28 protein-coding genes are annotated in these 26,468 nt (G+C 27.6%); 11 read left to right on the top strand and 17 right to left on the bottom strand.

The window, feature by feature from the left end:
• Nucleotides 1-116 precede the first annotated feature (116 nt).
• The gene (locus ALEK_RS09075) at nt 117-995 is read left to right on the top strand and encodes an AraC family transcriptional regulator (protein WP_071626117.1); all 879 of its coding nucleotides are present in this window, start codon (nt 117-119) and stop codon (nt 993-995) included.
• A 60-nt stretch (nt 996-1,055) separates the two neighbouring features.
• Here ALEK_RS09075 and glyS read toward each other — a convergent pair whose 3' ends face one another.
• The 7 genes from glyS to ribA form a co-directional block, all read right to left on the bottom strand.
• Nucleotides 1,056-3,071, bottom strand: a complete 2,016-nt coding sequence (gene glyS, locus ALEK_RS09070) for a glycine--tRNA ligase subunit beta (protein WP_071625477.1) — start codon at nt 3,069-3,071, stop codon at nt 1,056-1,058.
• Entirely contained in the window at nt 3,064-3,195 is a 132-nt protein-coding gene (locus ALEK_RS17665; protein WP_265734108.1) for a hypothetical protein, read from the bottom strand. Before ALEK_RS17665 ends, glyS begins: the two co-directional genes overlap by 8 nt.
• Nucleotides 3,196-3,367: 172 nt before the next feature.
• Complete coding sequence (locus ALEK_RS09065) at nt 3,368-3,643, bottom strand: hypothetical protein (RefSeq protein ID WP_083574564.1); 276 nt, start codon at nt 3,641-3,643, stop codon at nt 3,368-3,370.
• A gap of 70 nt (nt 3,644-3,713) precedes the next feature.
• Nucleotides 3,714-4,085, bottom strand: a complete 372-nt coding sequence (locus ALEK_RS09060) for a hypothetical protein (RefSeq protein WP_071625479.1) — start codon at nt 4,083-4,085, stop codon at nt 3,714-3,716.
• 8 nt (nt 4,086-4,093) lie between these two features.
• Nucleotides 4,094-4,321 (bottom strand): PP0621 family protein, encoded by a 228-nt coding sequence (locus tag ALEK_RS09055; RefSeq protein ID WP_071625480.1) that lies wholly within the window; start codon nt 4,319-4,321, stop codon nt 4,094-4,096.
• Nucleotides 4,321-4,905, bottom strand: a complete 585-nt coding sequence (gene rsmG, locus ALEK_RS09050) for a 16S rRNA (guanine(527)-N(7))-methyltransferase RsmG (RefSeq protein ID WP_071625481.1) — start codon at nt 4,903-4,905, stop codon at nt 4,321-4,323. Before rsmG ends, ALEK_RS09055 begins: the two co-directional genes overlap by 1 nt.
• Nucleotides 4,905-5,480 carry a GTP cyclohydrolase II gene (ribA, locus tag ALEK_RS09045; RefSeq protein WP_071625482.1) on the bottom strand — a complete coding sequence of 192 codons (576 nt, stop codon included), beginning with the start codon at nt 5,478-5,480 and terminating at the stop codon, nt 4,905-4,907. Before ribA ends, rsmG begins: the two co-directional genes overlap by 1 nt.
• Before the next feature lie 58 nt (nt 5,481-5,538).
• On the opposite strand from ribA, the gene hemB reads away from it, so the two are divergent.
• Genes hemB through ALEK_RS09030 form a run of 3 tightly spaced genes read left to right on the top strand, consistent with a single transcriptional unit; the run spans nt 5,539 to nt 8,415 of the window.
• Entirely contained in the window at nt 5,539-6,513 is a 975-nt protein-coding gene (gene hemB, locus ALEK_RS09040; RefSeq protein WP_071625483.1) for a porphobilinogen synthase, read from the top strand.
• A 1-nt stretch (nt 6,514) separates the two neighbouring features.
• Entirely contained in the window at nt 6,515-7,729 is a 1,215-nt protein-coding gene (locus ALEK_RS09035) for a PAS domain-containing sensor histidine kinase (RefSeq protein WP_071625484.1), read from the top strand.
• Nucleotides 7,730-7,734: 5 nt separating this feature from the next.
• Nucleotides 7,735-8,415, top strand: coding sequence for a response regulator transcription factor (locus ALEK_RS09030; protein ID WP_083574565.1), 681 nt, complete (start codon nt 7,735-7,737; stop codon nt 8,413-8,415).
• On the opposite strand, the gene ALEK_RS09025 is transcribed toward ALEK_RS09030, so the two are convergent.
• From ALEK_RS09025 to ALEK_RS09015, 3 genes are read right to left on the bottom strand one after another with little or no spacing between them, the layout of a single operon-like run.
• Complete coding sequence (locus tag ALEK_RS09025) at nt 8,392-9,090, bottom strand: anaerobic ribonucleoside-triphosphate reductase activating protein (RefSeq protein WP_071625485.1); 699 nt, start codon at nt 9,088-9,090, stop codon at nt 8,392-8,394. The genes ALEK_RS09030 and ALEK_RS09025 overlap by 24 nt on opposite strands.
• Nucleotides 9,047-9,211 (bottom strand): anaerobic ribonucleoside-triphosphate reductase, encoded by a 165-nt coding sequence (gene nrdD, locus ALEK_RS17660; RefSeq protein WP_071625486.1) that lies wholly within the window; start codon nt 9,209-9,211, stop codon nt 9,047-9,049. The genes ALEK_RS09025 and nrdD overlap by 44 nt, the downstream gene beginning before the upstream one ends.
• A complete protein-coding gene (locus ALEK_RS09015; protein WP_071625487.1) occupies nt 9,189-11,306 on the bottom strand; it encodes a ribonucleoside triphosphate reductase in 2,118 nt (705 codons plus the stop codon). Before ALEK_RS09015 ends, nrdD begins: the two co-directional genes overlap by 23 nt.
• A 225-nt stretch (nt 11,307-11,531) precedes the next feature.
• Between ALEK_RS09015 and argF the strand changes: the two genes are divergently transcribed.
• The 4 genes from argF (at nt 11,532) to lgt (ending at nt 16,120) form a co-directional block, all read left to right on the top strand.
• On the top strand, nt 11,532-12,458 hold the full coding sequence (gene argF, locus ALEK_RS09010) for an ornithine carbamoyltransferase (RefSeq protein ID WP_071625488.1): 927 nt from the start codon (nt 11,532-11,534) through the stop codon (nt 12,456-12,458).
• Entirely contained in the window at nt 12,458-13,825 is a 1,368-nt protein-coding gene (hemN, locus tag ALEK_RS09005) for an oxygen-independent coproporphyrinogen III oxidase (RefSeq protein ID WP_071625489.1), read from the top strand. The genes argF and hemN overlap by 1 nt, the downstream gene beginning before the upstream one ends.
• 167 nt (nt 13,826-13,992) lie before the next feature.
• Nucleotides 13,993-15,291 carry a (Fe-S)-binding protein gene (locus ALEK_RS09000; RefSeq protein ID WP_071625490.1) on the top strand — a complete coding sequence of 433 codons (1,299 nt, stop codon included), beginning with the start codon at nt 13,993-13,995 and terminating at the stop codon, nt 15,289-15,291.
• A gap of 4 nt (nt 15,292-15,295) precedes the next feature.
• Nucleotides 15,296-16,120, top strand: a complete 825-nt coding sequence (lgt, locus tag ALEK_RS08995) for a prolipoprotein diacylglyceryl transferase (RefSeq protein ID WP_071625491.1) — start codon at nt 15,296-15,298, stop codon at nt 16,118-16,120.
• 22 nt (nt 16,121-16,142) lie between these two features.
• Here the strand turns inward: lgt and ALEK_RS08990 are convergent, their stop codons facing one another.
• The 4 genes from ALEK_RS08990 to polA form a co-directional block, all read right to left on the bottom strand.
• A complete protein-coding gene (locus ALEK_RS08990) occupies nt 16,143-16,406 on the bottom strand; it encodes a DUF2116 family Zn-ribbon domain-containing protein (protein WP_083574566.1) in 264 nt (87 codons plus the stop codon).
• 2 nt (nt 16,407-16,408) lie between these two features.
• Nucleotides 16,409-16,600 carry a hypothetical protein gene (locus tag ALEK_RS08985; RefSeq protein WP_071625493.1) on the bottom strand — a complete coding sequence of 64 codons (192 nt, stop codon included), beginning with the start codon at nt 16,598-16,600 and terminating at the stop codon, nt 16,409-16,411.
• Nucleotides 16,601-16,639: 39 nt separating this feature from the next.
• A complete protein-coding gene (locus tag ALEK_RS08980) occupies nt 16,640-17,341 on the bottom strand; it encodes a response regulator transcription factor (protein ID WP_071625494.1) in 702 nt (233 codons plus the stop codon).
• 104 nt (nt 17,342-17,445) lie between these two features.
• Nucleotides 17,446-20,133, bottom strand: coding sequence for a DNA polymerase I (gene polA / locus ALEK_RS08975; RefSeq protein ID WP_071625495.1), 2,688 nt, complete (start codon nt 20,131-20,133; stop codon nt 17,446-17,448).
• 86 nt (nt 20,134-20,219) lie between these two features.
• Between polA and kdsB the strand changes: the two genes are divergently transcribed.
• The 3 genes from kdsB (at nt 20,220) to ALEK_RS08960 (ending at nt 24,325) form a co-directional block, all read left to right on the top strand.
• The gene (kdsB, locus tag ALEK_RS08970) at nt 20,220-20,945 is read left to right on the top strand and encodes a 3-deoxy-manno-octulosonate cytidylyltransferase (RefSeq protein ID WP_071625496.1); all 726 of its coding nucleotides are present in this window, start codon (nt 20,220-20,222) and stop codon (nt 20,943-20,945) included.
• Nucleotides 20,946-21,030: 85 nt separating this feature from the next.
• On the top strand, nt 21,031-23,013 hold the full coding sequence (locus ALEK_RS08965) for an EAL domain-containing protein (RefSeq protein ID WP_071625497.1): 1,983 nt from the start codon (nt 21,031-21,033) through the stop codon (nt 23,011-23,013).
• Nucleotides 23,006-24,325: a GGDEF domain-containing response regulator gene (locus tag ALEK_RS08960; RefSeq protein ID WP_071625498.1), complete on the top strand. Its 1,320-nt coding sequence runs from the start codon at nt 23,006-23,008 to the stop codon at nt 24,323-24,325. The genes ALEK_RS08965 and ALEK_RS08960 overlap by 8 nt, the downstream gene beginning before the upstream one ends.
• A gap of 15 nt (nt 24,326-24,340) precedes the next feature.
• On the opposite strand, the gene lptB is transcribed toward ALEK_RS08960, so the two are convergent.
• Genes lptB through trpD form a run of 3 tightly spaced genes read right to left on the bottom strand, consistent with a single transcriptional unit; the run spans nt 24,341 to nt 26,465 of the window.
• Nucleotides 24,341-25,066 (bottom strand): LPS export ABC transporter ATP-binding protein, encoded by a 726-nt coding sequence (gene lptB, locus ALEK_RS08955; protein ID WP_071625499.1) that lies wholly within the window; start codon nt 25,064-25,066, stop codon nt 24,341-24,343.
• Nucleotides 25,056-25,472 (bottom strand): tRNA (adenosine(37)-N6)-threonylcarbamoyltransferase complex ATPase subunit type 1 TsaE, encoded by a 417-nt coding sequence (gene tsaE, locus ALEK_RS08950; protein ID WP_071625500.1) that lies wholly within the window; start codon nt 25,470-25,472, stop codon nt 25,056-25,058. The genes lptB and tsaE overlap by 11 nt, the downstream gene beginning before the upstream one ends.
• Before the next feature lie 12 nt (nt 25,473-25,484).
• Nucleotides 25,485-26,465, bottom strand: coding sequence for an anthranilate phosphoribosyltransferase (gene trpD / locus ALEK_RS08945; protein ID WP_071625501.1), 981 nt, complete (start codon nt 26,463-26,465; stop codon nt 25,485-25,487).
• Between the last annotated feature and the right edge of the window lie 3 nt (nt 26,466-26,468).

The following is a 26,468-nucleotide window of genomic DNA, read 5'->3' as shown; positions in this document are numbered from 1 at the left end:
TTATATCTATAGATTAAAATTTATTCTTTATCATTTTTAATAATTTATTTGTCTTTTTATATTTATAAAAGTGTTCATAATTAAACATAAAATTGTTTTTTATGTTAGAATATATTATGCAAAAAAAAAATACACGTGATATTCACATAAAAATAGCAAATGAAACAATGTCTTATATTTATCAAAATATAGATACATCAATAAATATTGATGAATTAGCAATAAGTTTTAATATTAGTAAAATTCATTTACATAATGTATTTAAAGAACAGATGGATATTAATATTTATGAATTTATAAAATCAATTCGTCTTCAAAAAGCTTCTAATTTATTATTAACAAATAAGTATTCAACTATTACAGAGATAGCTAATATTTGTGGGTATAGCTCTCAATCGTCATTTATTAAAGCTTTTAAAAAAAGATTTGAGAAGACACCAAAAGAGTGGAGAAATAGAGGATACGAAGAATATTCAAAAAAGATATTTGAAAATTCAAAATTAATTAACTATTTACCAAATTTTGATAAATCAAAAGTAAAGATTGTAAAAACTGAATCAAAAGTGATTTATTATATTAGGCAAAAAGGTTATAAAACAGAAGAAGCAAAAGAAAAATGGCAACAACTGCAAGCATGGGTATATACTAATAGTTTGGAAAATTATGAACAAATAAGTATTTTTCATGATAATCCCGCTATTACTCCCCATAAAGATTGTTTTTATATTGCAGCTATTAATCCCAGTTCTAATAAAAGAATTGAAAATACTAAATTGCCTTATACAATTTTGCCAAAAGGATTGTATGCAACTTTTGAAATTTATGGGGATCAAAGTGAAATTGGTTGGTTTATAAAATGGGCATATCAAGAATGGTTGCCAAATAGTGGTTTTGAAACTACAACTGAACCTTCGTATGCAATTATGCATAAAAATCATTTTTTAGAAGAGAATGGAGTTGATGCGACTTATTATTTACCTATTAGGAATTTGTAGGTTTTGTATATAGATAGAAAACATAAAGAGCTATTTATTGGCTCTTTATGAATATTTGTATTAGATTGTAATTTCTTTAATATCAGCGATTTTTCTGAATTCTTGATAAACTAATCCAATAGTGTTTTTTCTATTTGTTTTAATAGCTTCATCTTCATGATTTACAAATACATTATCAAAGAAGTTATCTAATTGTGGTTTTAATGCGAATAATGCTTCTAATTCATCTTCGTAACAAGTATAATCTTTTGATGTTACTGTTGTAAATGCAGAGTATAATTCTTTTTCAGCTGCATCTTCTAATAATGAATCATTTACATTTAATTCAGAGTTAATATCAACATCTTTGATGATATTAGCAACTCTTTTAAATGTAGTTGTATATTCTTTAAAGTTATCACTTTGAACAACTGGGTTTAAAGCACATAGTTTTTTAGAGATTTTGAAAATATCAGTTTCTCCAGAACCTAATACTGCTTTTAATACAGATGGATTTACTTCAAAGATTTTAAATAATCTTTCATTAAAGAATTCTACTAATTGTTTTTTGTCTAGTCCTGGGTATGAAGCGGCTAATGCATCAATGATTTTTCCTAAATCTACTGGAAGTTCATGTTCCATTGCAATTTTTACAATTCCTGCGGCTGCTCTTCTTAATCCAAATGGATCTTTTGAACCTGATGGAATTTTTCCTACAGAGAATAGACCCATTAAGTTATCTAATTTATAAGAAAGTGCAATAATCGATGAGAATTTATTTGATGGTAATTCTGAATCTTCACCATCTGGTAAATACTGCTCTTTAAGTGCTGTATATACTAATTCATCTTCTCCTGCAAGTTTTGCATAGTAGTATCCCATAAGACCTTGTAATTCTGTAAATTCGAATACCATTTCAGACATTAAGTCAGCTTTACTTAACATTACAGCTTTTTCAACTAAGTCTTTTTGTTCAACATTGAAAATATCAGCTAAGAAAGATGCAATTTTTGCTTCTCTTTGTGACTTTTCATACATAGAACCTAAACCTTCTACGAATGTTAATTTCTTAAGCCCTTCATTGCTAAGTCCATTATTAATATCATTTTTGTAGAAGAACATACCATCAGCAAGTCTTGGTCTTAATACTTTTTCATTACCAGCAATGATATATCCAAAGTCTTCAGTTTTTGAGTTAGAAACTACAATGAAGTTGTTTGTTAATTTTCCATCTTTATAAACAGCAAAATATCTTTGGTGTTCTTTCATAGATGTTACAATTACTTCTTCTGGTAATTCTAAGAATTCTTCATCAAATTTACCAATTAATGCAGTTGGGTATTCAGTAATAGCAACAACTTCTTCTAATAGTTCTTTATCTAATTCAATATTAACACCGTGTCTTTGCTCGATGTCTTTCATTTGATTTAAGATTCTACTTCTTCTATCTTCTGGATATAAAATTACACCATTATTATCTAATTTTGCAAAGTAATCTCCAGCAAAATTATAAGTAAATGGCTCATAAGAAACCATTCTATGTGCGAATGAGAAGTTAGATGATTTTACGCCGAATAATTCGCCCTCAACTACTTCTTCACCTAAAATCATAGATAAAGATCTAATTGGTCTAATGAATGTATCAGTTCTTGATGCCCATCTCATTGATTTACCAAAGTTTAAAGAGTTGATGAATTCATTAACCATATCGTTTAATAAATCTTTTGCATCAGTACCTGCTACTTCTTTTTTGAAATAAAGTACTTCTCCTCTACCTTGATCAATTTTGTCTAATTCATCAACACTAACACCACATTTTTTAGCAAAACCTAATGCAGCACCAGTAGGTTCTCCATCTTTAAATGCAATCTTAACAGGTGCTCCAAATTGTTCTTGAACAGAATCTTCTTGTTTAACTTGGAACTCTCTATGCCATAATACTAATCTTCTTGGTGTATAGTAAAAATCAAAATCACATAGTAATCTGTTTTTTTCTAAAATGTCACTCCATTTTTTTTCAATGTTTGGTAATTCTTTTAAAAATGGAATTGCTGGTAGTTCTTCAACACCAATCTCTATTAATAATGGTTTATTCATCTGTTGTATCCTTAGTCGAAGTCTTCTTTTCGTTATCTTCAAATTTATCTGTTTTATCTGTATGTTTTTTTATTTGTTGTCTGTTGAAGTTTATGATAAACAAAGCAACCATAATAACAAACATAATAAGTATTATTGTGTCTAATATATCTTTCACATTTATCCTAATGTATTCATATTATAAAAGTGGCTATTTTATCTAATGCTTGCTTATTTTTTGGTTATATTTTAATTGTTATTTATATAAGTTAATGGTGTATACAAAGGAATAATAAAATACTAAAGAGTTATAGTATTTATTTTCCTAATAAATCCATCATATTTGAGCTATTATCAATACCAGGAGATTTAAACAAGTCTTCTTTATTGATATGACACTCTTTACAAGTGCTTAGATTTTGGTGCTCTACTCTATTAGATTTGATTAGCTTATTTTGTGAGTGACAAGCAAAACAATCTCCACCACATTCAGTCATACCTTGAGGAGTAGTTGTATGACATTTAATACATGAAGTTAGTATTTGATGATGTTGTTTTTTTATAGATTTTTCTAAAACTGGATGACATTGCATGCAGTCTCCACTACATGCAAAGCAGTATATAGAAAGGCTTATTAGTAAAAAAAGAATTTTTTTCATAGTATTAACCTAATAGTGTTTTAAAGATTACTCCATCTATTTCATAAGATGCAATTTCTTCTATTTCTTCATTTGATTCAATAATTGCTAAAACTTTCGAATCAAACATATAGTTTTCAGCAGTTTTTTGTATATCTTTTGCTAAATTTTTATTAGCAATAATATATTTTGCATTTAAAGCATTTGCATAAATAGACTCTTTTATTGAGTTTACAATAATGGCACTATTTAAGTCATTTTCAAAAGAATATTTCATTATCTTTTCGTTGTATCCAAATGCAATAGTACTATTAGCTTTTGTTGTTTTAATATCTTCAATATTTAATATATTAGAAATTTCTTCAAATGGTACAAGTTTATCACCTATTAATATCATAGTAATTCCTATTTATTATTAAGGCAGTCTTTTGAACAGTAAAATTTACCATTACTAAGTATTGCTTCATTTTGAGAAACATAAGTTCCACATGATGGACACTCTACCATTTCATCAGAGATTCTTTCATTTTTCTTTTTAGTATTTCTCTCTACTTCTTTTTCTCTTCCTTTTTTGAAGAAAACTAAATATACTAAAAATAAAACTACTAATATCGCTATTATTTTAAAAATCATTATTTGCCTTTGATATAAAGATAATTTCTATCTTTTCTATTTACTATCGTATAATTATTAACTTTTGCATCTTCTACTTCATCATTTACTAATGAACCTTTGTAGAAAAGGTATGAACTAGTATCTTCTTTAATATTATCTGTAATATCTAAAAGTAAGTTAGTATTAGTAACTGCTCTTGAAGTAATTAAATCTACGTTTAAATCTTCTACTTTTTCAACTCTATTACAAATAACTTTAAGATTATCAAGTTTTAAACTTGCTTTTACAAAGTTTAGAAAAGATACTCTTTTAATTCTAGGCTCTATTAAATATGCTTTTGTATCTCTTAGTGCCATAGCAAGAATAAGACCAGGATACCCTGCCCCTGTACCTATATCTGCAAAACTTTCATGTTTATCTATAAACTTTAGTGGATATACTGAATCCAAGATATTCTCATTTATATCGTCAACTTGTAAACTACCTGTTAGATTATGAATTTTACCCCATTGTCTAAGTAATTTAGTGAAAACTTCACAGTCCTCATAAAACTTATCATCGAATTTTAAATCATTAGATTCTATTAATTGTTTTAAACTCATTACAGCATGTGTCCCATTTGATCTTTTTTTGTTTGTAAATAGTCTTCGTTATGTTTATTTGTAACTGTGATTGCTGGAACTCTTTTAACTATATCAATTCCTATACCTTCAACATATTCAATTTTTTTAGGATTGTTAGTAATAAGTTTAATTTTCTTTATTCCTAAATCTTTAAATATATAGTCAACTACTCTATAATCTCTATCATCTTCTCCGAAACCTAATTCAATATTAGCTTCAATAGTATTTCTTCCTTTGTCTTGTAAAGAATAGGCATTTACTTTATTTAGTAATCCTATATTTCTTCCCTCTTGTCTATGGTAGATTATAAGTCCACCCTCTTTCGAAATAAAATCTAATGCTAAATTTAATTGGTTTTGACAATCACACTTTAAACTTCCTAGTGTGTCGCCTGTTAGGCATTCTGAGTGAATTCGCACAAAAGGTGCTTCTATATTTTCAAAGTCTTCACTCATAATGGCTAAATGTTCTTGATTTCCGTCTTTATATGCTTTTATTCTAAACTTTCCATGTTTTGTAGGTAGGTTAGCAATATTTGATTGTATTATATTCATTCGTTTTTAAACCTTATATTGTTAGAATTCGTGATTATAACCAAAAGAGGTAAATAGAATGTTTAAACGATTTAGAAGATTAAGAATAAATGAAACACTTAGAAACTTGGTACAAGAGACACATCTTTCTTGTGATGATTTCATATATCCACTGTTTGTAAGAGAAGGTGAAGGTATTAAAACTGAGGTTTCTTCAATGCCAGGAGTATTCCAAATGAGTATTGATGAAATATTAAAAGAGTGTGAATACTTAATGAGTATTAATCTTAAGTCTATTATATTATTTGCTATTCCAGATGTTAAAGATTCAGTTGGTAGTGAGTGTTTATGTAATGAAAGTATTATTGCAAGAACAGTTAAAGCTATTAAAGCTAAATACCCAGAAATGTTTGTAGTTACTGATTTATGTTTTTGTGAATATACAGACCACGGACATTGTGGAATTTTAGATCCAAAAACTGAAACTGTTGATAATGATAAAACATTAGAAATTTCAGCTCAACAAGCAATCGTTCATGCAAAAGCTGGTGTTGATATGATTGCTCCTTCTGGAATGATGGATGGTATTATTACAACTTTAAGAACTGCACTAGATGAAAATGGATATGAAAACTTACCAATTATGGCATATTCAACTAAATTTGCGAGTGGTTATTATGGACCATTTAGAGATGTAGCTGAATCATCACCATCATTTGGAGATAGAAGAACTTATCAAATGAATCCTGCAAATAGATTAGAAGCTATTGAAGAGTCATTAGCAGATGAGGCAGAAGGTGCAGATATCTTAATGGTTAAACCAGCACTTGCATTCTTAGATGTAATTAGAGATATTAGAAATGAAACTAAATTACCATTATGTGTATATAACGTAAGTGGTGAATATGCTATGCTTAAAAATGCAGGAGCTGCAGGTCTTATTGATTATGAAAGAGTAATGATGGAAACATTAATTGGTTTCAAAAGAGCTGGTGCTAATATGATTATTACTTACCATGCTAAAGAAGCTTGTGAATTATTAAGAAAAAACTAGTATGACTACAACTTATCAAGATGCAATTGAAAACTCTAATATAGTATCTAAGACAGATATTAATGGAATAATTACTTTTGTAAATGATGAGTTCTGTAAAATATCAGGATACTCTTACGATGAATTAATTGGTCAAAACCATAATATCGTGAGACATCCTGATGTATCACCTACAAATTTTACAATGCTTTGGGATACTATTCTTTCAAAGAAACCATATAAGGCTACAGTTAAGAACTTAAGTAAAAATGGTAATACAGTTTATTTAAATACTACAATAACTCCTATTCTTAATATACATGGGGACATAAAAGAGTTTATTGCTATTCGTTATGATGTTACTAAAGAAGTTGAGTTACAAAAGAGTTTAGAGTTAAAAGAAAAAGAGTTAGAGTTTCTAAATAAAACACTAGAGCATAGAGTTGAGCAACAAACAAAAGAATTAAAAGATTTAAATGCAAATTTAGAAAAAAGAGTTAAAACTGAAGTAGCAAAAAACAAAGAAAAACAAAAAATCCTATTTTGGCAATCAAGAATGGCAAGTCTTGGTCAAATGTTAGGTAATATTGCACACCAGTGGAGACAACCATTAACAGAGTTATCTTTAGTGATGTTTAATATGAAAAAAGCTTCAGTTCAAAATGATGATCAGAAGGTATTAGAGTTATATACTGATAGTAAGAACTTAATACAGAATATGTCTAATACAATAGAAGATTTTACAAACTTTTTTAATCCAAAGAAAGAAAAAAAAGTTTTTATGGTAAAAGATGCTGTAGATGAATCTATTAATATTTTGAATAAGATAATATTACAAGAAGATATTAACATTAAGCTTGTAATAAAAAATGATTGTAAAGTATTAGGTGTTTCAAATGAGTTATCTCAAGTAATAATAAACCTAATACAAAATGCAAAAGATGCCTTTATAAGCAAAGATATTAAAAATAGGCATATTGATATTACATTAGAGCATAAAACTCTCTCAGACAAGAGTTATGCTGTTTTAAACATATATGACAATGCTTGTGGTATATCAAAAGAAAACATAGATAAAATATTTGAACCATATTTTACTACAAAACATAAAAGTCAAGGTACAGGACTTGGATTATTTATGTCAAAGATGATTATAGAAAAAAGTTTAGATGGAATAATTGAGCATAAAAACTATAAGAATGGTTCAAAATTTACAATTAGCATACCAATGGAATAATATAGATGGATTACAATTTATTAAAAACACTTAAAATATTGATAGTTGAAGACGAAGATAGATTATCAAAACTTTTAAAAGACGCAATAGGAGAGTTCTTCTTCTCAGTTATCATAGCAAGAGATGGAAATGAAGGACTTAAGAAATTCAAAGCAAATAAGCCAGATATCGTAATAACAGATATTATGATGCCTAATTGTGATGGATTAGAAATGACTCAGAGTATTAAAGATATAGATGAGTTAATACCTATTATTGTTCTTAGTGCATATTCGGATAAAGAGAAACTATTAAAAGCGATTGATATAGGAATTAATAAATATTTTATTAAACCTTTTGATCCAGATGAGTTAATAGAGCATATTAATAAAATCGCTCCTAATTTAAATAAAAGAAGAAAGATTAAACTAAAGAATTCATATACTTTTGATAATAACTCAAGGTCTTTGTATAAAAATGATAAGTTAGTTAATCTTACAAAAAGAGAAAAAGAGTTTTTCTATATTCTATTAAAACATAGTAATGAAGTAGTAGATTCCCAAAAGATAAAAGATATATTATGGGATGATCCTGTAAGTGATGAAAGACTTAGAACATTTATCAAAAGACTTAGACTTAAAACTTCTAAGGATATTATAGAAAATGCTTCAGGACAAGGATACTTAATTTCTCCATTGTATATCTAGACCTTTTGCATTAATTAGGCTTTTGTCTAAGTCTAAACCCTCTTTAATATTTCCAATATTTGATGAGGTAAGTAAAAAATTTTGTAAATAATAGGTGTTTTTATAGCCAAGTTTTATTAGTACATCGATCATTCTATTTATATCTTCTTCATCTAAAAGAAGTGAATTTACAGTAGTTCTTAATTCAAAATCAAAATCTATACTTATTAAATATTGAATAGTTTTTATGAATTTATTATATAAATTCTTTTTTGTTATCTCATAAAACTTATCTTCATGGGCTTTAAAATCTATTGCCATATAATCAAGCAAGTTTAACTCTATAAGTTTTTGTATTTGTTTTAAATCTGTAGCATTAGTATCTAGTTTTATTTTAAAGCCTAAAGCTTTTACTTCTTTACAAAAATCTATTAAATCATGTTGTGTTGCTTCTCCACCTGAAATAACAACAGCATCCAATAGTCCAGTACGTTTTTTAAGAAATTCTAAAACATCATTTAATGTATGATTTGCAATTTTGTTAAAGACTAAATCATTATTATAGCAATACAAACATCTAAAATTACATCTATTTAACCAAACTACACAAGACAAATGTCCTGCATAATCTGTAGTAGTAAATTTAGTTAGACTATAAACATTTTTTAGATTCAACAAATTTAATTCTTTGTTCATGTTCACCTTTTTTACCAATGTTAAAACTTTCGATTGGTCTATGGTAACCCATAACCCTAGTATAAACTATACATTTACTTCTTTTATGAGAGTTTTTCTCAAGCACTTCTTGTTTTTGCATTTTCTTCTTCCTCCTTTTTTAAGATTTCTTCATCACATTTTGGACAAAATTCATGTTCTCCAGTTATATATCCATGTTTTTGACAAACAGAGAATACTGGAGTAACTGTAATATATGGCAATCTAAAGTTAGTGATTACACTTTTGATAAACTTTCTACAAGCTTCTGTTGAAGAGATTTTTTCTCTCATGTATAAGTGTAATACAGTACCACCAGTATATTTACATTGTAATTCATCTTGTAACTCTAAGGCTTCATATGGATCTTCTGTAAAGTCAACAGGCAATTGAGATGAGTTTGTATAATAAATATTCTTTCCACTACCTGCTTGAATAATATCTTTGTATCTTTTCTTATCTTCTTTTGCAAATCTATAAGTAGTACCTTCTGCTGGTGTTGCTTCAAGGTTATATAAATTTCCAGTTTCTTCTTGATAATTAACAATTTTTTCTCTCATAAAGTCTAATACTTCAATACAAAAAGTATTTCCTAATTCTGATGATAAATCTGTTTGATCTTCAAAGTAGTTTTTAACCATTTCATTCATACCATTAATACCAATAGTTGAGAAGTGATTATTAAAACCTGTTAAATATCTTTGTGTATATGGGAATAATCCTCTATCATATAAATCTTGAATAAACACTCTTTTTTTCTCTAAAGTAGTTTTTGCTAATATCATTAACTCTTCAAGTCTTTCTAATAGTCCATTAATATCATTTTTATATAAGAATCCAAGTCTTGCCATGTTGATTGTAACAACACCAATACTTCCTGTCATCTCTGCACTACCAAATAATCCACCACCACGTTTTAGTAATTCTCTTAAATCTAATTGCAATCTACAACACATAGATCTTACATGACCTGGTTTATATGCACTTTCATTTTCAACTAACTTACCGTTTTCATCTCTTTTATATTGGCTACCAATAAAGTTTTGGAAATAAGAAGAACCAACTTTTGCAGAATTTTCAAATAATAAATCAGTATTTTCTCCATGCCAATCAAAATCCTCAGTAATATTTACTGTTGGAATTGGGAATGTAAATGGTTGCCCTGTTTTATCACCTTCGGTCATTACTTCATAATAAGCTTTATTAATCATATTCATTTGTTTTTGAAAATCTTTATATGTTAATTCTTCAAATGAGTCATAACCCTTATCTGCTATTAATTCTAATAATTCATCATCATTTGTGTCTTTTAGTAAATGGTTTTGATTTCTTGTTGGAATTTGATCTTTTAAATCATCTGGAACAATCCAATCAATTGTAATATTTGTAAATGGACTTTGTCCCCAACGTGCTGGAACATTTAGATTATAAATAAAACTTCTTATATGTTTTTTTACTTCATTAAATTCTAATTTGTCCTTGAATACGTAAGGTGCTAAATAAGTATCAAATGATGAAAAGGCCTGAGCTCCAGCCCATTCACTTTGTAAAATACCTAAGAAGTTAGCCATTTGACCAAGAGCCTCTCTAAAGTGAGAAGGTGCAGTACTCTCAACTCTTCCACGAACTCCATTAAATCCTTCATCAAGTAAAGCTCTTAAACTCCAACCTGCACAATATCCACTAAGACAATCTAAGTCATGAATATGATAATCAGCATTTCTATGTGCATAACCCTCTTCTTTTGAATAAATCTTATCAAGCCAATAATTTGCAATTACTTTTCCTGCACTATTGTTAATAAGACCTGCATGTGAGTATCCAGTATTTGAATTAGCATTAATTCTCCAATCAGTTCCATCTATATATTCTTGAATAGTTTGTGTTGAATTTATATATGTAGTATCTTTATCAATTTGTAGAACTTGTTCTCTTTGGATTTTATGTAAATGTCTATATAACATGAAAGATTTCATTACATCAAAGTATCTAGCTTTGTATAATTCTTTCTCGATTATATCTTGTACATCTTCAACTGTAATTACTCTTTTTTCATTTATTACATCTAATATATTAAAAAAAATAGCTTGGCTATATTTTGTGTTTACACTTTTAAACGCTTTTTTTATTACATCTTCTATTTTAAATGATTCAAATTTCTTTTTTTTACCATCTCGTTTTAAAATCTCTTCTACCATTAATTTATCCTTAAAAATATTTGTAATTCTAAAGCAGAATCTCTTAATGTCGTATAATATATTTTGTCACTAAAGTGTCATTTTATGGGCATTGTAGCTAATAATGCGAGGCTTGATAGCCATCAATAATTTCTAAAAATAAATATAAAAAGAATAAAATTTAAGTTAGAAGTAAAGCTAAATTAAATAGAATGTTTGTTTTTATTAATTTACAGAGGAATAATTATGAGACATTTCTTAACATTAGCAGACTATTCAAAAGAAGAGATTCTTGAAATACTAGATTTAGCTAAACAAATCAAAGATGAGACGAAACGAAGAGAATTTAAAGATTATATGCCAAAACAAACTTTGGGAATGATTTTTGAAAAAAGTTCAACTAGAACAAGGGTTTCTTTTGAAACTGGTATTTACCAATTAGGTGGAGTTGGACTATTTCTTTCATCAAATGATATTCAACTAGGACGTGGAGAGCCAATGAGCGACACTTCTAGAGTAATTTCAAGAATGGTTGATATGGTAATGATTAGAACTTTTGAACAAAGTAAGCTAGAAGAATTTGCACATCATTCAAAAGTTCCTGTAATTAACGGGCTTACAAATGAATATCATCCAGTTCAATTAATGGCTGATTATATGACTATTCAAGAAGCTGGATTAGATGAAAACTTAGTAGTTGCATATGTTGGTGATGGAAATAACCTAGCACACTCTTGGCTTAATATGGCTGCAAAATTAGGTTTTGAATTAAGAATTGCAACTCCTAAAGGTTATGAAGTTGATGCTGATATTTTAGCTACAGCTTTAGAGTTTGCAAAAGAATCAGGCGCAAAAATCATTATTGGTAATGATCCTAAAGCTGCAGTTGAGGGTTCAACTGTTGTTACAACTGATACTTGGGTATCAATGGGACAAGAAGATGAAAAAGAGCAAAAAGTAAAAGAATTTGATGGTTATATTGTTGATACTGAAATGATGAATAAAGCAGATGATAAAGCTATTTTCTTACATTGTTTACCTGCATATAGAGGTTATGAAGTAAGTGAAGAAGTTTTTGAATCAGAAAGAAGTTTAGTATTCCAAGAAGCTGAAAACAGATTACATGCACAAAAAGGTGTAATGGTTTGGCTAGATAAAAAGAGAAACGTATAATGATTGATTTTTCAAAATTTAAAAAATATTCAAGACCAGGACCTAGATATACTTCATATCCTACAGCTCCTGAGTTTAGCGAAGAGTTTACACAAGTTGATTTAAAAGAGTATTATAAAAATCAAAGTGATGATAGATCTTTATCTATTTATATTCACATGCCATTTTGTAGAAGTGCATGTTATTTCTGTGGATGTAACACAATTTTCACTTCTAAAGAAGAGAAAAAAGTTGAATATATTACATACTTAAAAAAAGAATTAAATATATTAAAAGATCATCTAAATACTAATAGAGAAGTAACTCAAATGCACTTTGGTGGAGGAACTCCTACGTTCTTCTCTCCACAGCAATTAGAAGAAGTTATTAACGCTGTAAAAGAAGTTTTCCCTAACTTTAGAGCAGATGCTGAAGTATCATGTGAAGTTGATCCTAGATTCTTTACTAAAGAGCATATGGATGTTCTTAAAGCTGGTGGATGTAATAGATTAAGTTTTGGAGTACAAGACTTAGATGAAACTGTTCAAAAAACAATTCATAGAATTCAACCATTTGAATTAACTCAAAATGTAATTAAAATTGCTAGAGAAGCTGGAATTCACTCTGTTAATACAGACTTAATTTATGGACTTCCTCATCAAACTAGAGAAAGTTTCAAAAGAACATTAGAAAAGATGATTACATTAGATACTGATAGATTTGCAGTATTTAATTATGCTCATGTTCCATGGCTTATGAAAACTATGAGAAAGTTCGATGAAACTACTTTCCCTCAACCAGAGGAAAAACTAGAGATGTTAAAAGATACAATAGACTTCTTTACATCTAATGGTTATAAAATGGTAGGAATGGATCACTTTGCAAAACCTGAAGATGAATTATTCAAAGCTATTGAAAAAGGTGAGTTACATAGAAACTTCCAAGGATATACTACTAAAGGTGGAGCTGATTTAATTGGAATTGGTTTAACTTCTATTGGTAATGGAGTTGATTATTATGCTCAAAACTTTAAAGATATTCCAACTTATGAAGAAGCTTTAGATAATGGTGATTTACCAGTATTCAAAGGTTATAGATTATCTGATGATGATCAATTAAGACAATTTGTAATTATGGAACTTATGTCTAACTTCTCTTTAAATATCAAAAGAGTTGAGGAAGAATTTAACGTAAACTTTAATGAATATTTTGCAGATGCAATTGAAGCACTTCAAGAATTCATTGAAGCTGAACTTGTTGAAATTACTGAAGATAAAATTCAAGTTTCACAAACAGGAACTATGCTTATTAGAAATATTTGTATGCCATTTGATGCGTATTTAAATAAAATTCCTGAAGATAAAAGAAGATTTTCTAAGACTATATAGTCTTAGAATCTCTTTTTCCTTTCCCCTTATAAATCTCTTTTCAAAATTTAATCACACCCCTGTTTTGCTACCATACTGCTACTATTTATAAACTATTAACACAAATTATTGTATATTAAATTGCTTATATTAAATATAAATATTTATAAATTAAGGGTTAAGATAAAGTGGCAACAACAAATAAATTTAATTATAATGCAATCGTAGATGATTGTGTAAAGTGTGGTAAATGTAAACCAGTTTGTACTATTTTTAATATTAATCAAGATGAAACAACAAGTCCAAGAGGATTTATTGATTTACTTGGTGCTTATGAAAATGATGAATTAGAACTAGATCAAAATGCTAAAGATATTTTTGAATCATGTTTCTTATGTACTAACTGTGTTGAAGCCTGTCCAAATGATTTACCTACGGATATGGTTATTGAACAAGTAAGAAGTGATATTGCTAAGAAATATGGAATTGCGTGGTACAAAAGACTATTTTTCTACTTACTAAGACATAGAAAAACTATGGACTTATTATCATCTCTTGGATGGATGTTCCAAACTTGTGCATTAAAAATCGATAAAACAAAACAATCAGGACTTCCAAGATTCTCTCTTCCAATTGTTAAAAAAGATAGAGTTTTACCTTTTGCAGATATGAGAAGTTTCTTAAGAAAATATCCTGAAAATATTTTTGCAAAACATAAAAAAATTGAAGAAAATAAAAAGAACAAAGTGGCAATTTTTATTGGTTGTATGAGTAATTATACATATACTAATACTGGTGATTCACTAGTTAAAATTCTTAAAAAACTAGAACTTGATATTATGATTCCTAAAAAACAACTTTGTTGTGGAGCTCCTGCATATTTTACAGGTGCTTTTGATACTGTTGATTATTTAGTAAAAGAAAACATTCAATATTTTGAAACTTGGATTGATGAAGTTGATGCTGTTATTATTCCAGAAGCTACATGTTCTGCAATGATTAACCAAGACTGGGAACATTATTTACATGATCAACCAGAATGGAAAGAGAGAGCTGCTAAGATTTCTAAAAAAATCTTTATGGCTACAAAATGGTTAGATCAAAATACTCAGTTAGCTGCTCTTTTAGCTAAATCTGAAAAGAAATTTGACGAAACTATTACTTACCATGATCCTTGTCATGCTAAGAAAATGCAAGGTGTTTGGCAAGAACCTAGAAATCTATTAAAACAAAATTATGTATTAACTGAAATGAGTGATTCTAATAGATGTTGTGGATTTGGTGGTGTTACTATGCAAACTGAGAAATATGATTTCGCAAAAGCTGCAGGTGCTCCAAAAGCTGCAATGATTAAAGAAACTAAAGCTCAAATAGTTAGTGCTGAGTGTTCTGCATGTAGGATGCAAATAACTAACTCTTTATATCAATCTGATGTAGATGTTAAGTTTAAAAATCCTATTGAATTAATTGCGGAGGCATTAGACTAATATAATGGAATATTGGCAAAATATATATTCAAACTTTGACCCAGTGGCGTTTAGCCTTGGGTCTATTTCTGTACACTGGTATGGAATTATGTATGCGCTTGCCCTACTTTCAGCTATTATGATAGCAAAGTGGTTTATCAAAAAAGATAAATTACCAATATCAAATGATTTATTTGATTCTTATATTTGGTGGGCAGAAATTGGTGTAATCTTAGGCGCTAGAATAGGATATATATTATTCTATGATCCTAATACAATGTATTACTTAACAAATCCATGGCAAATATTTAATCCTTTTGTTGATGGAACTTTTACAGGTATCTCAGGGATGAGTTATCATGGAGCTTTTATTGGGTTTATTTTAGCTTCTTATTTATTCTGTAGAAAAAATAAAGTTTCTTTTTGGTTCTTAACAGATATTGCAGTACTTGGTATTTCAGCCGCTTATGTTTTTGGAAGAATAGGTAATTTCTTTAATCAAGAATTAGTAGGTAGAGTTACAGATGTTCCTTGGGGAATTTATGTAGGAAATACATTAAGACACCCTTCACAGCTTTATGAAGCAATATTAGAAGGTTTAGTTGTATTTGCAATTTTAGCTTACTTCAGAAAAAGAAAATCTTTTGATGGACAATTAGCTTTAATGTATGGAATTCTTTATTCTGCAATGAGAATTACAGCAGAGTTTTTCAGACAGCCTGATGTACAGTTAGGGTTCTTATATAGTGATTGGTTAACTATGGGAATTTTACAGTCAATGGGTGTATTACTAATATGCTTAGCAACATTTTTTTACATTAGTAAAAGAAGTAAATTAAAAAATAATTAGAGATAGTAGTTAACAATATATGTTAACTATTCTCTTCAATGTAACCTGACTCAATAGCCAGTTCATCAATCTTTTTCTTTAATAAATCTAATCTCCAGCCATGTCTGTTAGCAAAATTTTCGATTTCAGTTTCTCTTTGTTCTGGTGTACAAAAAACAAATATTCTTTTTAAAAATGGCTTTGGAATTTGAATAGCGATTAGTTGAAAATAGTTTTCTTTACAGCTTCTTGAACAAAAAGCCTTACTCATAGCAATCTTCTTTTTGCAATAAGGACAATGCGACATTATTATTTACCTTTTTGAATTAATTTGTAGAACTTAGCATTTGTTACGTCTTGAAGGAATTTAGGATCAACATCATGTAAAGCAATAATTTCTACTTCTTTACCTTCCATTAACCATCCTCGACCAGTATCTTCGATAGTCTGATCTTCAAACAATTGGACTAATTCTTCTTTTGAAACGATTAGTTCTTCCATATTATAACTTTTTTATTAATATTTTGCAAATAGGCAATCTTATTTTTTAAGATTGTCTATTGTATACCCTTTGTTAGAGTGGTTTTTAATAATTTCATAGTAAGTTTTTTGTCTAATTTTATTTACGATATTTCTCATCGTATAAATTGACATATCCTTACCTTTCCAAACTACTTCTTTAATCATATCATAATCTGTTATATCATTTCGCTTAGTAATTAATAATTTAAGGAATGATTTTTCTAATCTTGTAAAGTCAATTAGAACTCCACCTGATTTAAAAAATTGGTCTCTATACTCATCAAAGTAGATACCATTATCAAATTCGATTTTATCGCCTCTTTTAGTTTGGTTTAAACACATAATAACAGCTAATTTAATATCTTTAGCTCTTAATGGTTTAGAAAGAAAAGTATAAGCACCATTATTAATAGCTGAAACGATGTTTTCATTTTCATCAGAATCAGAAATTACAATTTTTGGTAATGTTGGTGCTAACTGACCTAATTCAGAACATAATTCTGAAAAAGATACATCTTTGATATTAGTATCAATAACAGCCATATCATAACTGTTAGAACATGCTAATTCAAGCGCGTCATTAATATTTGTTGCAATTTTTAATTCTTTAAAATAATCATCAAACTCATTCTCAATCGTTTGTTGTACGTTTTCGTCACTACTAATAAAAAGTAACTTTGCGTTATATAATTTTCTTATATTTCTAACTGTTTTTAACATGTAAATACTCTTTATATATTGATTTAAGACATAATAATAACAAATATTTCTTTATTTGTCAAAATAATAGTAGGATATTTTACAATATTAAGTTAGCATTAAGCTTATTTTAAATCCTGCCATGTCATTCCTACACACTTTGACACCTCTAAAGGTACTTTTAACTCTAAAATATTCTCCATAATACTAACTAAATCTTTAGTTATTTCTTCAATCATGTCATCTTTAATCTCAAAGATAAGTTCGTCATGGATTTGAAGTAGCATTTTAATATCTTGGTTATTTTTGTATTTTTTATCAATTTCAATCATTGAAAGTTTAATTAAATCGGCTGCACTTCCTTGAAATAAAGTATTAACTGATTCTCTTAAATATGCTGCTTTTTGCATTCCATTTGCTGAATCATAGTCAAATAATCGTTTTCTATTTAATAATGTTTTTACAAATCCATGCTCATATGAGTACTCTTCAATTGATTTAAGATAATTTTTTACACTAACGAATGCATCAAAATATGATTCAATATAAACTTTTGCTTCTTTAGAAGGAATTCCAAGAGTATCTCCAAGTTTTTTTGAACCCATACCATATAGTAATCCAAAGTTAATTGATTTTGCTATTGATCTTTTTTCATCTGCTAATTCTTCACCGAAAATTTTAACGGCTGTTTGTCTATGAATATCAAGGCCACTATTGAATGCATTTAATAAAGCTTCATCTTCACTAAAGTGAGCAAGAAGTCTTAATTCAATTTGAGAGTAATCAATACCAACAAGTTTGTAGCCTTCTCTTGCAATGAATGCTTTTCTTATTTTCCCACCTGCTTCACTTCTTACTGGAATATTTTGTAAATTAGGATTTTTTGAACTTAATCTACCTGTTGCAGTTCCAGTTTGTAAAAATGAAGTAAAAATTTTATTTTCATCATTTTTAAGCGCAAGTTCTAATAATGGTTCAATATAAGTTGATTGTAGTTTAAAAGCTTCTCTATATTGTAATAGTAAAGGAATAATTTCATGTGAATCAATTAGTTTGTGTAATACCACTTCATTTGTACTATACCCAGTCTTTGTTTTTTTAACTACTGGTAGTCCTAGTGTTTCAAATAATATAACTCCTAATTGTTTAGGCGAGTTAATATTAAACTCTCCACCAGCTGCTTCATATATCTTAGAAGTTAATTCTTGAACAAATGCACTATTTGATACTTTTAAGTCCTCTAATTGCTTAGTATTGATCTTAACACCGTTATCTTCCATATTCGCTAATACATTAATAAAGTCAAATTCAGTACTAAATGCTAATTCTAATAAAGTTTCATTTTCTGTCTCTTTAAATCTCTCTAAAAGCTTATTAAATAGCTTTAATGTCATTAAAGCATCTTCAGCTGCATATTCGCAAGCTTTTGATAATTCTACATTAGAGAAGTTTTCACCTTTTTTTACTACATCTTTAAAAGCAATCATTTTATGGTCAAAATATTTATCTACTTGATAATCTAATCCCACTTTTTCACTTGTATTTAATAACCAAGCTAAAATCATTGTATCTGCGTATAAAGTTAATTCTATATTTAAATTCTTTTTAACAATTACATAATCATATTTGAAGTTTTGTAAAACTAATTTGTAGTTATTTAATAATTCAATAGCTTTTTTTGCACTATCTAAACTTATTTGATCTTCTACTCCTAAATAAAAATGCCCTATTGGTGCATAATAAGCTTTATCATCTTCCCATGCAAATGAGAATCCTACTATTTTTGCACTTTTAGTATCTACATCTGTAGTTTCTGTATCAAAAGCTACAATAGAATCTTTTGGAATTGAATTAATTACTTTGATTAATTCATTTTCATTATTTAGAAGAATATAATCTCTTTTTATTTCTACTTTTGGTGCAGGAGCATCTGGAAGTTTTGTTTTATAATTCAAGCCATTTTTATTTACTCTGTCAATAATTCTATGTAAATCATATTCCATTAAAGTATCAGAGATTTTTAAAATTGGATTCTCATTGGGTAATTGAAACTCATCTAAATTATCAATACAATGACAATCTGTACTTAAAGTAACTAATTGTTTTGAAATATAAGCTAATTCTTTACCATCTGTTAATAAAGTTTTCCATCTTTTTTTCTCAATATTTTCTAAGTTTTCATAAATATTATCAAGTGTCCCGTATTCTTTGATTAAAGCTTCAGCTGTTTTAGCCCCTACTCCTTTAACTCCAGGAACATTATCCGCGCTATCCCCTAATAATGATTGATAATCAGTAAATTGGCTAGGATAAACTCCATACTTGTCATAACATTCTACTTCTGTAATAACTGTTTTTTTAATTGGGTCAAATAAGAATATATCTTCTTGTATTAGTTGGTATAAATCTTTATCATGTGATACAACTCTTACTTCTAAACCTTTTTCTTTTGCATCATATGCAATAGATGCGATAAGATCATCTGCTTCAAAACCTGTTTTAATAGCTGATTTAAAGCCCATTTTTTCAATGAAATCAATTGCAATTGGTAATTGTTTTAATAAATCTTCTGGAACATCTGGTCTATGAGATTTATATTCTGGATATATATCACTTCTAAAAGTATCACCTTTAGAATCAAGTGCAAATACTATATAGTCTGTTTGAAAATCTTTACCTACATTTGAAACAAAATTCATAAAACCAGTTAGTAATCCTGTTGGGAAACCAGTTTTTGATTTTAATGGAGGTAGAGCATAATAAGCTCTAAATAAGAATCCAAAAGTATCTATAACAGTTATTGTTTTTTTCATTAATTTCTTCTTTCATATAGTTATTTAAAGATTTTATAATATAATACATCTACTTTAAATAAGGTTTTACAAGAAGGAATATAAATATGATAATCATCCCTGCAAGATTGAATTCAAGTAGATTTGCTAATAAAATATTGGTTGATATTTTAGGCTTACCAATGGTAATCAAAACAGCTAAACAAGTTAGTTCATTAGATAAAGTTGTAATTGCAACAGATTCACAAGAAGTTATAGATTTAGCAAAAGAACATGGTTTTGATGCTGTAATGACATCAAGTGAACACCAAAGTGGTACGGATAGAATTAATGAAGCAGTAAACAAGTTAAATTTAGATGACAATGAAATTATTATTAATGTTCAAGCTGATGAACCTTTTATTGAAACAGAGGTAGTTCAAGCTGTAATAAATAGAGTTAAAAAAGTAAATGAAGATAATGAAGATGTAATGATTGTATCTTGTCATAAACAAATTAGCTCAGAACTTGCTGATGATCCAAACCATGTTAAAGTTGTACTGGATGAAAATACTAATGCAATTTATTTCTCCAGAGCTAAAGTTCCTTATCATAGAGATCACTATGAAAATGCAATTTATAATGGCCATTTAGGTATCTATGGATTCACTAAAAAATCATTAAATAATTTTTGCTCATTATCTCCTTCTAAATTGGAATCAGTTGAAAAATTAGAACAACTAAGAGCAATTGACAACGGAAATATAATAGCAATGGTTAAAGTTGAATCAAAATCTTTTGGTATTGATACTCAAGAAGATTTGGATAATGCGTTAAAAATTTTTAATAAATAATAAAAACAGAGTAAAAATAAGAATATAAAGTAATATTAAAGCAATTTTATGGAAAACTATAAAAATTATAAGTTTAAGGTAAATGATGCGTTTCAATGTATTAATAGCTGATATTAGTCTAAAAGATTTCAAAGATTTCAATCAGTTTATTAAAGATAAATTAGATGATATTAATATAAGTTTTTCATCAAATGGTGATGAAATTCTATTTAATATTGAAAATAGTAATCTTGTTTTGTTAAGTACGAGTATTGACAATCATAGTGAGATAATAGAGAAATGTAATGATTTAGGTATCTATGTAATTCTTTTAGCAAATGAACTACCCTCTGGTAGTTCATCATTAAGAGAAATGGATATTTTAATCAAACCTTTAAACTATGAAGAAATTCTTTCAAAATTTGAATATTACACACGAGCATTCAAAAAAGATAGTTTCTTACAAAAAGAACATGAACTTTCAAGTTCAGTAATCAAAAATATAAATAATCCACTTTTCATAACAGATGGTTTTAATGCCATTTTTACAAATGATCATTTTAATAAACTTACTGGTTGTGAAAATGAGAATGAAGTTAATAGAAAATACAATGTAATTTCTAATGCTTTTGAAATTGAAGAAACATCTACAGTTACTAAAGAAAATAAAGACTGGTTAAAATATTGTGATGAAAAAGGCACAAAAGTTTGTATTATTAATGAAAATGATGAAAAGAAATTTTTCTCAATTCAAAGAATTAATTTAACACATAACAATACAAGTATTATTTTACTAACTGATATTAGCCATGAAATAAAATATAAAAATGATCTAGATAATCTTTTATATACAGATAACTTAACAAAGTTACCTAATAGAGCAAGATTAATTGAACAATTACAAAGTAATAAAGATTTAATATTAGAATCAATTTCTATTTTAGATATTAACTCATTTAAAGAGATTAATGACTTCTTTGGTCATAAAATTGGTGATTCCATACTAAAAGGTGTTGGAGAACTAATTTATGCAAGTATTGAAAACTATCCAGATTTAAGTCTATATAAGTTCCCTGCGGATACTTATTGTGTTACTAATACAACTTTAGAACAAGATAAATTTCTTGAGATAATAAGAGATATAGTTGATTCTGTATATAAAAAAGTATTCCATTTTGATCAATATGAGATTGATGTAAAACTTACTTGCGGAATCTCTTTTTCTCATAAGAATAATAAGCTAATTACTGCTGATATTGCATTGCAATCAGCAAAAAAAGATCATAAAGATTACTTAGTATTTTATGATGAACTTGACAAATTTCAAGAGTATGAAAATAATATGCTTTGGACTAAAAAACTAAAAGCTGCATTTATTAATGATAAAATTGAAGTATTTTTTCAGCCTTTAATTAACAATAATACAATGAAAGTTGATAAGTATGAGTGTTTAGTAAGACTAATTGATGAAGAAGAAAAGGTTATTTCACCATTCTTTTTCTTAGATATTTCAAAAAAATCTAACCAATATACAAAACTTACAAAGATAGTAATTGAAAAATCTTTTAAAAGATTTGAAAATTTACCATTTGAATTTTCTGTAAATATTTCTTATGAAGATATTGAAGAACCTGGGTTCTTAGATTTTATTAAAGAAATGCTAAGAAAATATAAAGTTGGAAATAGAGTTGTATTTGAAATTCTAGAAGATGAAAATGTAAAAAACTATAGTTTTTTAATCTCTTTTATTGATGAGATTAAAGCATTAGGTTGTAAAGTTGCAATTGATGATTTTGGTTCAGGATACTCAAACTTTGAGCATTTATTAAAAATGAATGTTGATTATTTAAAAATTGATGCATCATTAATTAAGAATATTGCAACAGATGAAAACTCATATAAGATTACAAAAACAATTATAGAATTTGCAAAAAGTTTAAACTTACAAACAATTGCAGAGTTTGTTGAGAATGAAAAGATATTTGATATTATTAAAGATTTAGGAGCTGACTTTTCACAAGGTTATTATTTCTCTGCACCAATATCAAAACCAGATTTATATGAATTTCCAGGAGATACAAATGAATAAAGAAATATTACAAGACATTTCTGTTTTATATGTTGAAGATGAAAATGATGTAAGAGAGTTTACATCAAAATTATTAGGATCTCTTGTAAAAAAAGTATATTCTGCTGAAAATGGATTAGTAGGATTAGAAACATTTGAAAAACATCAAGATCAGATTGATTTAATTGTTTCTGACATTAATATGCCAAAAATGGATGGCTTAGAAATGTGTACTAGAATTAAAAAAATAAATGATTTAATTCCTATTGTTATTACAAGTGCTCATAATGATCCAAATTTTCTAAAAAAAGCTATTGATGTAGGTGTAAATACTTATGCTATGAAACCAATTGATTTATACCAATTAGTTGAGAGTATGATTAAAGCAATTGAGCCTATTATTTTAAAAAGAAAACTTGAACAACTAAATATTTCATTAGAAACTAGAGTTGAACAAGAAATTCAAAAGATAAAATCAATTCTTGATGCACAAGATAATATTGTAATTGTTACAAACAATGAAACTATTACGAATGTTAATAAGAAATTCTTAGATTTCTTTGAAGTTAATTCAATTGATGAATTTACAGAAAAGACTGATAATATTTATGATTTTTTCCAAGAAGAATATGGCTTTGTAACTAGAACTTTATTAATAAAACAAGATTGTTGGATTAAATATATTAAGAATCTTCCAGAAGTTGATAGAGTTGTAAAAATAAAAAATAAAAATAATGAAGAGAGAGTTTTTACTGTAAATATTGATAACTATGATAATAAGATAGACTATTTTGTTATCTCATTAACTGATGTTACAGAATTAAAAGAAAAATCTAATTTATTAGAGTATCAAGCAAGTCATGATTCTTTAACAGGTTTAAATAATAGAAATAAATTCAAAGAGTTATTTGGTAAAGAAATAAGAAGAGGTATTAGATATAAAAATGATCTATCACTTGTTTTATTTGATTTAGATCTGTTTAAAAATATAAATGATACTCATGGACACCAAATTGGGGATGAAGTTTTAAAAGATATTTCTCAAATAGTATTAGCAAGTGTTAGAGAACATGACACTGTTGTACGTTGGGGTGGAGAAGAATTCTTAATCTTATTACCAGAAACTGACCTTGAAGGTGCAAGAAATGTTGCTGAAAAAATTAGAGAGGCAATTGAAAATAAAAAGATAAGTTCTTTAGATCTTTCTATTACAGCTAGTTTTGGTGTATCTGTACTAAAACTTGAAGATGAAGAAGATAGTTTTATTGCTAGAGTTGATGATGCTTTATATGAAGCAAAAAATCAAGGGAGAAACAAAGTAATAACTATGTAGTTATTACTTTTTGTTTTAGAAACTAAAGTCTTCACCTAAGTAATGTTCTCTTACTTTTGTATCTTTTTTAATCTCTTCACTTGTTCCACTAACTAATAAAGACCCTGCTTTCATAACATAAGCTCTATCACAAATTTCTAATGTTTCTCTAACATTATGATCTGTAATTAAAACACCAATATTAATTTTAGTTAATTGATGAATAATTTCTTGAATATCTTTTACTGCAATTGGATCAACACCTGCAAAAGGTTCATCAAGTAATAAGAATTTTGGATGAGAAACTAAAGCTCTTGCTATTTCTGTTCTTCTTCTCTCACCACCAGATAAAGAAACACCTTTTCTTTGTCTAATTGGTTCAATATTAAAGATTTCAAGTAGCTCTTCAACTCTTTTGTGTTGCTCTTCTTTATCATCTGTAACAATTTGTGCTGCTAACATTAAGTTGTCTTCAACAGATAAGTCTTTGAAAATTGAAGACTCTTGTGGTAAGTAACCAATACCTTTTAGGGCCCTTTTATGTAAAGGTAATGATGTAATATCTTTATCATCAAAATATACATTTCCAGTTGATGGTTTTACAAGACCACATACAGTATAAAATGTTGTAGTTTTTCCTGCTCCATTTGGTCCAAGTAAGCCAACAATTTCACCTGATTTTACTTCTAGTGAGATACCATGTAAAATTTGAGTTTTTTTAATTGATTTTGTAATATCTTTTACTTCTAGTCTATGATTCAATTTTATATTGCCTTTTATTATCTCTTTTTGTGATTTTTACTAGTATTACGTTATAACCATATTCAAGTAAAAGTTTATGAAGTTTTTCATCACCCCACTCTACAAAATGAATACCAGATTTTTCAAACTCTTCTAGCATTCCTAATGCAATAAATTCTTCTAATGATTTGTTATATACATCATAATGAAATATCATTTCTGAATAAATTGATTGTAGTGAAAAAGTAGGAGATGTAACTAAATCATCTATTCCTAGAGATTTAACATAGTTTTTAACTAGTGTCGTTTTTCCACTTGCTAAATCTCCTCTTAGTATTACAATACAATCTTCATTTGAAATAGTCTCTTTTAAGGATTGAGTTATTGTATCAATCTCTTCTAATTCTAAAATAAACTCTTTTTGCAAAACTATCCTATCTTATAATTGATTAGAAATTTTGATAATTTCTTCTAATTTAGTTTTAGCTCTTCCACTTAGAATGGCATCTCTTGCAATCTCAATTCCATCTTGGAAATCTCTAGCTTTTTCATCTACTATAAGTGCAGCAGCAGCATTAATTAGAACAATATCAAGTTTTGCATCATTTGTTTTATTAGATAAAATATCTTTTGTTATTTGAGCATTAAATATTGCATCTCCACCAACAATCTCTTCTTTAGGAGCTAATTTTAATCCATAATTTTCTGGATTAATTTCAAAGTCTTCAACTTTTCCATTATATAAAGATGTTGCATATGTAATATCCGAAATTGAAATTTCATCCATTCCATCTTTAGATGAAACAATAATAGATCTTTTTGTATCTAACATGTCTAAAGCATAAGCAATTTTATTGATAAATGATTTATCAAATACTCCAATTAATTGTTTTGAAACAGTTGCAGGATTTGATAATGGTCCTAAAATATTAAAAATTGTTCTATGTGGAATTGATTTTCTTATTGGCATAATATGTTTCATAGCCGGGTGATGTTTTTGTGCAAACATAAAACAAAAACCTGCATCTTCTAACATTCTAGCTGAGTTTTCTAATGTCATATCAAGATTTATACCTAATGCTTCAAGCATATCAGCACTACCTGATTTACTAGTAATACTTCTATTACCATGTTTTGCAACATAACAATCACAAGCTGATAATAAAATCGAAACAGTTGTAGATACATTAAAAGAGTTTGATTTATCTCCACCTGTTCCACAATTATCAATTAGTTTTTCTTTTAAATCATAATGAATTGGTAAAGGTATAAGATGATCTCTCATAGCACTAGCTGCACCTGCTATTTCAGCTGCATCTTCTCCTCTTTCATATAATTCGATTAAATAGTCTTTTACTTCTTGTTCCGGAAGTCTATTTTCAAAGATATCATCAAATTTTAACTTTGCTGAATTAAACATTAT

It is taken from the genome of Poseidonibacter lekithochrous (assembly GCF_013283835.1).
GTDB classification, from domain to species: Bacteria; Campylobacterota; Campylobacteria; order Campylobacterales; family Arcobacteraceae; genus Poseidonibacter; species Poseidonibacter lekithochrous.
This window is presented reverse-complemented; position numbering and strand designations above follow the sequence as displayed.